The 10,087-nt window shown below is 38.6% G+C and carries 11 protein-coding genes; 2 read left to right on the top strand and 9 right to left on the bottom strand.

The window, feature by feature from the left end; genetic code table 11:
• Positions 1 to 103: 103 nt before the first annotated feature.
• The 5 genes from HZC31_06000 to HZC31_05980 all read right to left on the bottom strand — a co-directional run bounded on the left by HZC31_06000 (position 104) and on the right by HZC31_05980 (position 7,043).
• The gene (locus tag HZC31_06000) at positions 104 to 1,951 is read right to left on the bottom strand and encodes a hypothetical protein (GenBank protein ID MBI5002917.1); all 1,848 of its coding nucleotides are present in this window, start codon (positions 1,949 to 1,951) and stop codon (positions 104 to 106) included.
• 39 nt (positions 1,952 to 1,990) lie between these two features.
• On the bottom strand, positions 1,991 to 2,347 hold the full coding sequence (locus HZC31_05995; GenBank protein ID MBI5002916.1) for a hypothetical protein: 357 nt from the start codon (positions 2,345 to 2,347) through the stop codon (positions 1,991 to 1,993).
• Between the two features lie 72 nt (positions 2,348 to 2,419).
• Positions 2,420 to 3,988 carry a hypothetical protein gene (locus tag HZC31_05990; GenBank protein ID MBI5002915.1) on the bottom strand — a complete coding sequence of 523 codons (1,569 nt, stop codon included), beginning with the start codon at positions 3,986 to 3,988 and terminating at the stop codon, positions 2,420 to 2,422.
• 131 nt (positions 3,989 to 4,119) lie between these two features.
• Positions 4,120 to 5,874, bottom strand: coding sequence for a hypothetical protein (locus HZC31_05985; protein MBI5002914.1), 1,755 nt, complete (start codon positions 5,872 to 5,874; stop codon positions 4,120 to 4,122).
• 5 nt (positions 5,875 to 5,879) lie between these two features.
• Positions 5,880 to 7,043 carry a hypothetical protein gene (locus HZC31_05980; protein MBI5002913.1) on the bottom strand — a complete coding sequence of 388 codons (1,164 nt, stop codon included), beginning with the start codon at positions 7,041 to 7,043 and terminating at the stop codon, positions 5,880 to 5,882.
• A 113-nt stretch (positions 7,044 to 7,156) separates the two neighbouring features.
• Here HZC31_05980 and HZC31_05975 point away from each other — a divergent pair, with 113 nt between their 5' ends.
• On the top strand, positions 7,157 to 7,567 hold the full coding sequence (locus HZC31_05975; protein ID MBI5002912.1) for a hypothetical protein: 411 nt from the start codon (positions 7,157 to 7,159) through the stop codon (positions 7,565 to 7,567).
• A 48-nt stretch (positions 7,568 to 7,615) separates the two neighbouring features.
• A complete protein-coding gene (locus tag HZC31_05970) occupies positions 7,616 to 8,023 on the top strand; it encodes an HTH domain-containing protein (protein MBI5002911.1) in 408 nt (135 codons plus the stop codon).
• 86 nt (positions 8,024 to 8,109) lie between these two features.
• Here the strand turns inward: HZC31_05970 and HZC31_05965 are convergent, their stop codons facing one another.
• The 4 genes from HZC31_05965 to HZC31_05950 all read right to left on the bottom strand — a co-directional run bounded on the left by HZC31_05965 (position 8,110) and on the right by HZC31_05950 (position 9,929).
• Positions 8,110 to 8,328, bottom strand: coding sequence for a hypothetical protein (locus HZC31_05965; protein MBI5002910.1), 219 nt, complete (start codon positions 8,326 to 8,328; stop codon positions 8,110 to 8,112).
• Between the two features lie 7 nt (positions 8,329 to 8,335).
• Positions 8,336 to 8,506 carry a hypothetical protein gene (locus HZC31_05960; protein ID MBI5002909.1) on the bottom strand — a complete coding sequence of 57 codons (171 nt, stop codon included), beginning with the start codon at positions 8,504 to 8,506 and terminating at the stop codon, positions 8,336 to 8,338.
• Positions 8,507 to 8,549: 43 nt separating this feature from the next.
• Positions 8,550 to 8,960 (bottom strand): hypothetical protein, encoded by a 411-nt coding sequence (locus HZC31_05955; GenBank protein ID MBI5002908.1) that lies wholly within the window; start codon positions 8,958 to 8,960, stop codon positions 8,550 to 8,552.
• A 324-nt stretch (positions 8,961 to 9,284) separates the two neighbouring features.
• Entirely contained in the window at positions 9,285 to 9,929 is a 645-nt protein-coding gene (locus HZC31_05950) for a hypothetical protein (GenBank protein ID MBI5002907.1), read from the bottom strand.
• Positions 9,930 to 10,087: the final 158 nt, after the last annotated feature.

The raw sequence follows: 10,087 nt of genomic DNA, 5'->3' as shown, positions 1-10,087 counted from the left end.
GAACGTACACATAGTTGGTTCAACCGATTTAGAGGGTTATTGATTCGTTGGTCTAAAAGACCAGATGCTTACATAGGATTATTGCATCTCGCATGTGGAATAATTACATGGAGGTCAATCTAATGGGATAGGCTCTTAGAATCGTGACGCTCGCGATCAAAAATCCTGTTCCTAATCCAAAAAGAAAATAAAGTATGTTTTCTTCTTCTGGAAGTGGGATGCGCATTTCTTTTTCTTTAAAATACATATCCAGATGACTAAACTCCAACGCGTAATGCGCGTAAATAAGCGCGGAGTACGGATCACTCTCTTTCAAAAATGACGCGTATTCATAATAACTGTATCCTAACATCGGGAAATATCCTTTTTCCTGCTGCTTATTGATAATCTGTCTTACCAACCGCAATCGCTCTTCGACAAGCGAGGTTAATTCTGCTTCATCACGGACTCCAAATAAACTGAGAATAATATCCAAGTTCGCTTTTGCCCTGCTTGCAATATCTAGACATAACACATAATTTCCTTTCTCATATTCTTCATTTGCTCTATCTAAATATCCAACAATGTTATCCAGTGGCTCTGTGCTTAGTAATTTTACATACTGATATCGCTCTTCTGCTTCCGCGATTTTCTGAATGCATGTTTCTCGCACTGCTTCATTATCCAATTCGAGTTCTTTATCATTATTTTCAAAAAATCCTGCCCATGCATGTGCGCTATACAATCGTTCTGTCGCATACGCGATGTCATACGCGCTTTCATTTCCAAGATCTATCGCAAGATTAATGTAAATTTGTTGCAGTGTGTCTTTTGCCTCTTCCAAGCGTTCGTTTACTACTAAGTATGCTTGTAAGTCTGTGATTGTTTCTAACTCTTTATTTTCCAAGATATTGTTTATTTCATTGATGGAACTATTGATCTTTCCTGCTTCTTCTTTTGTTCTGTTCTTGTCAATGCCAGTTTCCGTTAATGTTGCGTAGCTGATTCTGATGTTGTTCCCGAAACAGGTACTTGCTCCGACATAATACTTGCCATAGGCAGTTGCGTTTTCTGCACGAATTGTTGTATTGAGCACTTCTTCATAGAGGGTTTCTGTTTGATTTCTCTTTTCTTCATTTTCTGCTGTAGGGTGGCTTTCTCTTGCCGCTTCATATTCTTTGATAGTTGTTTGTGTTCTGCCGCAGAGATCACCTGCGATCTCTTTCATCTTTTCTGTATACCATTCATCAGGAATAATCTCTTCTTCATTTGCCGCGTACCATTTTCCTGTTATTTCATACACTGCTTCCTGCACTGTTCCTACTTCTTTTACTTCAACTCCTATTGTTCTTCCATATGTAAAAAGATCAACTTCTGTCGCATTTGTTTCGTTGTTGATTTGATAAAATTCTGCAGACATATTTGAAAGCCGTTCATTGTAACTATGTTCTGGCTTTTCTTCATACCTGCTTCCTTTAGGGATTAATACTTTTGTCATACCTGCTTCTTGCGCAGCGTCAATCTTTCCAACGAGACTTCCTACTGGTCCAATTAATCCCCCTACGTTAATTGTTCCTGTAATCGCGACAGATTCATTGATTTGAAGGTCGTCGAGCATTGCGATCGTGAGCGTTGCGAGCGCCGCTCCCGCGCTTGGTCCTCCTATTATTGTCGCGTCAGATCGAATAGTATAAAAAAAATCTTTATCTGTGCACTCTTTGTCTAAAAAATCACAGGCAATTTGCTGCGCGAATCTCGTACTCAGTTGCGTGTCGAGTTTTGTTAATGGGAATGTATCGATGTATACGCCACCGCCCCCTTCCTGCACTCTAAGATACAAATCTGCTGTTGAACCAGTCTGCGTTGCCTCAGACACCGCAAGTAAGGTGATGTGCCCTATTTTCTGCGCAGAGGTTGGAATAAGAAAAAGAAGGAAAATACAAAAGATGGCGATAACGCTTTTTGTTCTCATAGAAAATAAAAAAAATACTGGATTTAAATACGTTCTTGTTTAGATGAAGCCTTTGTCTCGCAAGTACATCATTATCATAATGATCAGGACAAGAATGCAAATCAATAAAAGTGGGTTTAATGCTGCTTTTTTACTTTCTTTCATCTTTAACTCCATTATCTGAACTTTTATGTTTTCTATTTCTTTTCTTGTATTTAAATCTTTACAGAGCTCTTTTGTTTTCAGTTCTAGTTTTTCTATTGGTTCGGAAAGGTTTCTGTTATACCAATTTCCTATTGAAACGCAGATTGGTACTATTGTGGAGAATAGCACATATTTGTTATTTGTATATATTCCAATAATTACCATCGCTCCTGTAATTACATCAACTATTGTTTCCTTATTATCCTTTTCCATACTTTCACCTCAATGAAGAAAGAAGTGTTGGAAAAGAAATCTCTTCCAACACTTTCCTTTGCGGAAGGAATATTATTGACCACAGCCTCTGCTTGCTTTTTGTTGTGTGCTGTTTGTTTGATATTTTTCTGAAACAGTTGGACGCTCATATTTTTCCTGCATAGCAATAGTTGCTTGCGTTGGTATTTGTTCAGGTGCTTGTTCCTTGCTTTCATAGACTATTTGCGGGGTTTCAGGTTTTTGTTCATCATGAGCAATATATGTCGTGCATGAGCCAACCAATCCCATCAAAGAAATCGCAGGCATTGCCATTTTTCGGATAAGCTGTCCTGTCGTGTCCACACCGCACAACGCTTTGATTGCTTCGTATCCTCCTTCTACAAGAATACAATCTCGTAATTCATCAACTCTTCTTCTGCAATAATTGAGAACACCATGCTCTCTTCTCTGTGGTTCTGTTGTGTTACTTCTTCTTTCTCCTTTAACATCTCCTTCATCGTCATTATTCCCTACTCCCGCTGTCATACTTTCTAAACCAAGGAAAAATTGTTTTCTCTCTTTATACAAATCCATGTTATGGCCATATTTGATGATCGCGTCTACCTTTTCATAGAGCTGCGCTCGATCTTTTTGTTGTGTCTCTTTCGCGATTCCTTCTGCTATCTCATAATGGCCTTTTTTTTCGCAGATTTCTAAGAATTTTCTTGTCATTCCTTTTTTTAATGCGTACTCTGCAGCATCTTCTGCTTTTCTTGCGTTTTCGTAGATGTGTACGACTCGTTCAGGATCGTTCATCTTTTCTGCTACCGTCACTGCTTGTTCAACCCATCTTGCTTTTTCGTAATTTGTTATTGCTCTCTCGATAAGGTTCTTCTCATCAGGTGTGTATGATCCCGCAACTGCTTCATAGATAATACTTTGAATTCCTGCTCTCTTTTGGCGTTCTGCTCTTTTTTGCGTTGCTAATTTTTCTGCGACTTCTCCTGCTTTTTCCCATTTACTATCTGCTTCATAATTATTAAGTGCCCGTTCTAGCATTCCTGCTTGCTCTGCAGTTTGTGCTGCATCTTCAAAGTATCCTCGTCTTTCATAGATCTCGACTGCAAGATGTGGAATCCCAATTTTCATTGCTGCGTCTGCTGCTTGGTCTGTTCGTCTACTCTGTTCTAATATATCAATAACATCAAGTGCTTCTTCTATGGAAAGAGCGGATATATCTCTGTCGCTTCTTGCAATATCATATTCTTTTGACGTAAGCTCTCGTTCTGGTTTTGCAACACTATCTTGTATTGCCTTTCTCCTTGCAGCCTGTTCATCTGGTCTTTTTTTTATTTCCTGCCAAACTTTTTCTTCTATTCTTAAAAATACATCCTCATCATAGGAATCTATGTATGCTAGCCGTGCTGCTCTACCACTACATTCTGCAACATAATAGTTTACTGCCTGTTCTATGTATCCATTAGGCAGATTATATTTATGTGCAAGATCGTATATAAGCTCAGCACGCGCTTCATCTGTGTACAGTTGAGGAAGTACTTCTCTCAATTCTGCTGTTGCGGTAAATATTTCTCGATTTGTCCGCATTTCTGCAACACGCTCTTTTACTACATCACTTAATCCAGGTATATTCTTTCCTACCATCTTTCATCCCTCCGCAATATACTCGCTCCCTTTCGGGATGAAGGATAGTAGGCATGCAGACTATATAGAGAAAATCATAATATTATTCGAACACATTCGAATGCTGGTTTAAATAGTGTGCTTTAGAAAAATTAGCGTTTAAACATCTTTAATAACTTGCCCCATAATCCTTTCGCTGGAAGAAGCGCTTCTACTTCGCCAACAGTATTTTGCACAGCAGCGACTTGTGTTTTTATTTTATTTGCGGTCTCTTTAGTTGTTACGAGCGCGTTGACTAACGCTTGTTCCGCGCCCGCTATTCTGTCTATTTCATCTTTTAACGCATTTACAATTCGTGGCATTGTATTTATAAGATTTTTATCATCTTTGAAGATTGCATCATCTTTTTTTATCTCTTCCATTTTCTTTTGAGCAACTTCTTCTTTCTGCGCACGATCTTTCATAACTCTTCCCACTGTGCCGATCATATTCCTTTCTTCTTGTTCTTCTCCTATAATTGTTTGTAGTTTGTTAATATCTCCAAGCGCGTCAATTGTTACCTTGTTTATTCTATCTCCTGGGAATGCTTTTTTTCCTTGATCGCTTTGCAGGAACGCAAGAAGTTTTTCTTTGAGCGTGTCTTCCATCTGATTTGCGATGCTGATTATTTCTTGCGTGCTATTAACGATGATGTTTAGTCTGATCACTTCATCTCTTCCAAGTGTTTTCTCCATACTAATACCTGTCTTGAACGCGTCAAGCTGCGCTTTGATCTCTTTTTTGCTTGCTTCAACAACCGCATCCAATTTTCGGATTTGCTCTGCTTTTTTCTTAAACGCTTCTGTTCCTGACTGAGGAATTGTTGCTTGCAGTCGAGCTTTTTCTTCAGAGGCAGCTTTGATTTTTCCTACTTCTGCATTTATTTTTTCAGGGATTTCTTTAAGTTCTTTCAGCTCTTTGACTGTGATTGTTTCTAATTTATTAAAAGCGTCGAACGCGTTATCTTGTTTTCCGATGCTGTCAAGAAGTTTCTTCATTTCATCTTTGATTGCAGCAATAATTGGTTCTGCTTTTTTCTGGAGAAGTTTGAGCTTTTCAAGTTCAGCTTTTTCTTCTTCTTTGATAACTTTCTCTAATGCTTTTGCTTGTTCTACTTGGCTAAGAATTTCTTTTTTCTTCTTTCTGAACTTCTCATTATTTTTCTCAGAAACATCGGCAACTGCTTTGAGTTCATCAAGCACTGCTTTTCTTGCTGTATCTACTGCCTTTTTGTCTTCCTCTTTTGTGATGGTGTAGCGTAGCGCATAATTTATATTGTAAGTAAATGAATTAAACTCAAACAAAAACATGACAAGCGCTTCTTCAAACACATTCTGTTCTGCATCGGGGACAAATCCATATTGTTCGTTTTTGAGTATTCCCTGAACGCTTGCGTTTACGCCTTTTATTTCTTGGAATGCTCTCATCATTCCATTTGCAAGCACAAGAGCAGCTTCTATCTTTCTTGCTCCTTCTTCCATTGTTTTGAGATTTGTAAAGTCTGCACGAAACATTTCTCCATTTCTTTGCATTTGCTGAACATACGGAATAAATTTATTGATTACTTCCCGTATCTTCTCAATCTCTTGTGGATTTGGTTTTACTTTTGTTGTTGGCTCGGCAGGTTTTTTGCGGGGGAGCTTTTCAAGAATTTCTTTTGTTTTCATTAAATGTTTCAATGCTTCTTCTATCTTTGGCTTCTTCTCGCCATACACATCATTATGCTTTGGCACATCCTCTAATGTTGTAATAACTCCCTCATATAATGCATCGAGCATTCTTTCTATAGGTACAAGTTCTCCTTTCTTCTCAGCAGGTTTCTTCCCTGCGTCTTTTCCATGATCTTCTTTTGCTGGTGCTGTTACCATAGTTTTCACATTACTCTATTTAAGATACTATATGCTCCGCATGTCGCGTCTTGTAATTGAATAAACACTGCGAGATCGTCTTCAAACATATCTCTTGTTGGGGTTTGTGGCAGTGTTTGATATGCGGTATGATCTCCAAGGATTGTGTTCATAAGATTTTGCCCTGTTGCAATTTCTTGCTGCGCTTGCTGGATGATTGGCATTATTTGCTGCGCAATTGGTCGCGCTTGTTGAAAAAGTTGATCTCGCTGTTGAATAATGTTAGGTGGAACTCCTCCTGGCGTTCCTCTCGCTGCTTGAATTTGTTGTAAAACATTGTCTATTTCTGTAATGAGTATATCTTGATTTTGATCTATTGCATTCTGTGCATTGATGACATGCTCTCGTAGTTGCCGTAAATTTGTTCGAAATGCTCTAATATCCTCAATACGTTCCGCTGGTGTTGCGGGAGGATGATCTCCTGGAGGATGTGCTCCATCTCCTTCAGGGTGTTCTTCTTTTTTCTCTTCTTTCTTTTCTTCTTTTTTTGCGCCAAGCTTTTCTCCTATCGCTTCCACGACTTTATCCCCGCCAAGCGCCATAAGTAAATTATAAAATCCCGCGACTAATGCGAGAATGCCTCCCCACATTAATGGTTCTGTCAAGTCTCTGTAGAGTTGTGTTTCAGGAGAAGAGTTTGCTTGAATATTTCCTATCAATCCGAAAATAAATATAGTGATGAGAATGTAAATAATGCCGCGGAGTATCCTGTGCAGACGGTCATCTCCAGCGAGCAGTTTTTGATTAATGACAAATCCAATTCCAGCAGGCAGCATCGCGAACAAAATAACAAGCAGCGCGTGATACATTCTAAAAATGTAGAGCATTAATTTGTACGGAACAAGAATCGCTGTGGTAAGCGCGATGACAAACGCGATCACCGCGACCGCGCGTTTCATTGGTCCTTCTGCCAACGCAGGAATTCTCATCCCTGCGCCATGAAGTACTGCGAAAATAATGATGAAGAACGCAAATTTCAGCCAGACAGAAAATGCTGCTGTTGTTCCAAGGTTAAAGAAAATATATCGCAATTTACTGGTGACTGGATCCATCAGCGCTGCGTGGACTATGGTGATGTTGAGCAGAAATACCAATACTGCTGTGAGTGAGAATTTTTGTACGCGTTTCATCACTTCTTTTCCTCTTTTTGACAATTCACTCTATTTTCAGGGAAGCGCAATATATAAAGCTTGCTGTGAATCAAACACAAAGTTTTATATACCTCTTTTATTCTAAAATTATTATGGCATTGGAAGGAATTGTTTTAGTCCCTGCATTGGTCGTGGGAATTATTATCGGTCTTGTTGAAATTTTCTTTGTTCATGAAGACGAAGTAGGCATGGGCTGGTTCATGCACGCGATGCACGCGTTGCCTTTCACGATGTTCTTTGTTTTTGTCAGTATGAACATCAGTTTTGTTTTCGGGTTGCTGAACCTTTCCCTCACAGAAAATCTTTGGGTTGATCTTGGTGTTCGTATTGTCATTGGTATTGTCGCGATGGTAAAAATTGGAGGAGCCGCGGCGATTGTTGGTCGTATCGGTGAAAAATGGTACCATACCATCATTATCGGTGTATTAATTATTGTTGCTCCATACGCGTGGGATCTTCTAGGACCAAGCATCACGCCAATGCTTCCAAGCTGGGCACAGTAAGTTTCTTCGCCACAAAGTTTAAATAAATGGTTTCTTCATCTTTTCCTTATGGCATTGATTCAACAGAGGATTACTATTATTCGTATGCGACGGCCAGAGACGCCTTCGCTCAACGAGGAATTGCAGTGGTTTGGTTCTTCTTTAGGATTATTCAATCTTCGCGACAAAGACAAAAGTTGCTTTCGTATTTTTATCGAGCTCTTGAAGGCAACAAAAACAAACAGAAGCATCACGAGCGATGAACTCGCTGAACGACTTGCGTTGACACGTGGAACTGTGGTGCACCACATCAATAAACTCATGGAGACTGGGCTTGTTGTCTACGAGAAAAAAGGATATATGCTTCGCGTCAATAATCTTTCCGCGCTCATTGATGAACTTGAAGAAGATATGAAGCGAACCTGTACAACATTGCGGAAAATCGCAGAAGACATTGATGTGCGAATGAAGCGGTAAGAATACTATTTGTTAATTATTTCTTTAACATCTTTTTCGTGCTCTTCTTTACTTTTCTTTGTCAATAGTCCCTTGCTTTCAAAAAATTAAGAATACTCAGTTTTCTTCTTTGCATAATCTAACTCTTTAATTTCCATATCTAAGTCATAATTATATTTCACAAAACCAATTCCAATTACGAACAGTACTGCTCCTGCTAAGAGAATGAATGGAGCCAGTTCTTTATTCATTTGTGCAAGATAAAACGAAGCAACTCCTATAATTACTAATAAAAAATCGAATCTAATATATTCTGGAATTTCCATGTTAGATTCAGTGGCTTGGAATTACTCTATAAAGAGCACGTCTAAACCAGCCGACCGTAATAGCAATTACAAATAAGATAAAAGCTACAAGAAAATTTTGAAAGAATAAATACGTCGCAACTGCCAAAACTATGGACAACAGCATTGCTCCATCAATTATATTTCTTTTGAGACTCATAGTATAGCTTTTGATACTGAAATATTTAAGCTTTTCGATAATTCTATCTCTTATTCAACATCGCTTCCACTTCTCTATATTCTCTGACCCACATGAGTCCAATTTTGATTAACGCTTTGTTAAACTTGTCAGAAATTTTATACGTCTTTTTGTAGAGATCGTAATCAATAAGTCCCATGCCTTTCATGGGAGTTAAGATTCTATCATAGAATTGGCGTTTATTGTAACTTAATTTTACTTTTTTGTTTTTATATTCTGGTTCGTCAAGCTCTGCGACAAATGTGCCGTCATGAAGCTGCATCGCAAACAGCGACATTTCTGTTTTTGTGATCTCACCGCCTTTTTCTTTCATCATTTTGATGAGGAGTTTACCCACTATCTTTTGCTGCGGTGTCGCGAAGATAACTTCATAAATATCTTCCGGTAAATTAAAGATGTCAAATAAGATGACCATTGTCCCACGGCATTGGCAATTCGCTGTATAGAACTATAGTCGTATACAGAGTAGCACAAAATACCGCATCTACACCCCATTATATCATAGGTGGAACCAGTATATAAAAGTTGCTACTAAGGAAGGTTTTCTGGTTTGTTTGCACCTTATTTTATTTAACACGCACTGCTTTACAGATTCGCTTCGCAAAGTCCACCTACACAATTTATCCTTTATTGTAAAATAAAAAAGATTGGGGATTCAAAAGCCAGTAGGGCGAATAAACCGGAGTGTGTTAAGAAAAGCTAGCGATTAATGAAAAAAATAAAAAGTTAAAACAGAAACTTATCCTGTTTCCACGTTTGAGAATAATTCTCCACTTACTGTATGACCAAACGCGCTGGAAGATGTTGCGGTATAATAATTGACATCAACACTCACTTTGTATTTAGAACCTTGCGTCATTCCTCCTAAATTCGCGCAATCTGCCGCGCTCACGACAAAAAATCCTCCATCTGAAACAGCTGCGGGAGTAGAGCCATCTGCGCCAATATCTGTTGATCCCGCAGAATCATAAATAGTCACCACACATCCTCCAAATCCTTCTGGTGATGTTGAGTTTGTCAGCGTATTATTCACATAAATCGCTTGTCCGAGATTATTCTGTAGTTTTACAGTAACATCTCCTGTTGAGCCATCTGAACTCATTAAATAATCCTTACAAAGAAATTGTGATCCAAATGTACATCGTTCTGGCAAGAATTTTGTTGGACTCAAGACACCGAAATATGCCAGCGCCCCAATCATAATGAGAATAACTAAAAATGCCCAACCATAGGTCATTAAAAATTCTAACGCGCCCTGCGCTTTTTTGTTTTTGAAAGATAAAGATTTTTCCACACTATTCACCTCTATTTTTACAATGATTATTTGTGCTTCATTTTTTTCTGCTTCTTCTTCTATATAAATGTTGCTTTTGTCTCTATTCATCACTTTTTGATTGTACAGGACATTGTCATCTCTTCGTCATCTGCATTTTTGCTCTCCATCTTATGAGATCAAGAAGCTTGTTCTGTCCTAAATGGAGATCAATCTCTGCTGCTTCAGCAGGAGTTTTCCCTTTGAGTTGTTGATGTGGATTAACAAAG

This window comes from Candidatus Woesearchaeota archaeon, from assembly GCA_016214075.1.
In the GTDB taxonomy this organism is placed as follows: Archaea; Nanobdellota; Nanobdellia; order Woesearchaeales; family DSVV01; genus JACRPI01.
This window is presented reverse-complemented; position numbering and strand designations above follow the sequence as displayed.

Excerpts from the sequence above, each read along its gene's own strand:
- HZC31_05980 (MBI5002913.1), bottom strand. The coding sequence starts at position 7,043 with ATGAAACGCGTACAAAAATTCTCACTCACAGCAGTATTGGTATTTCTG.
- HZC31_05990 (MBI5002915.1), bottom strand. The coding sequence starts at position 3,988 with ATGGTAGGAAAGAATATACCTGGATTAAGTGATGTAGTAAAAGAGCGT.
- HZC31_05955 (MBI5002908.1), bottom strand. The coding sequence starts at position 8,960 with ATGGTCATCTTATTTGACATCTTTAATTTACCGGAAGATATTTATGAA.
- HZC31_05985 (MBI5002914.1), bottom strand. The coding sequence starts at position 5,874 with ATGGTAACAGCACCAGCAAAAGAAGATCATGGAAAAGACGCAGGGAAG.
- HZC31_05975 (MBI5002912.1), top strand. The coding sequence starts at position 7,157 with ATGGCATTGGAAGGAATTGTTTTAGTCCCTGCATTGGTCGTGGGAATT.
- HZC31_05965 (MBI5002910.1), bottom strand. The coding sequence starts at position 8,328 with ATGGAAATTCCAGAATATATTAGATTCGATTTTTTATTAGTAATTATA.
- HZC31_05995 (MBI5002916.1), bottom strand. The coding sequence starts at position 2,347 with ATGGAAAAGGATAATAAGGAAACAATAGTTGATGTAATTACAGGAGCG.
- HZC31_05960 (MBI5002909.1), bottom strand. The coding sequence starts at position 8,506 with ATGAGTCTCAAAAGAAATATAATTGATGGAGCAATGCTGTTGTCCATA.
- HZC31_05970 (MBI5002911.1), top strand. The coding sequence starts at position 7,616 with ATGGCATTGATTCAACAGAGGATTACTATTATTCGTATGCGACGGCCA.
- HZC31_06000 (MBI5002917.1), bottom strand. The coding sequence starts at position 1,951 with ATGAGAACAAAAAGCGTTATCGCCATCTTTTGTATTTTCCTTCTTTTT.
- HZC31_05950 (MBI5002907.1), bottom strand. The coding sequence starts at position 9,929 with ATGAATAGAGACAAAAGCAACATTTATATAGAAGAAGAAGCAGAAAAA.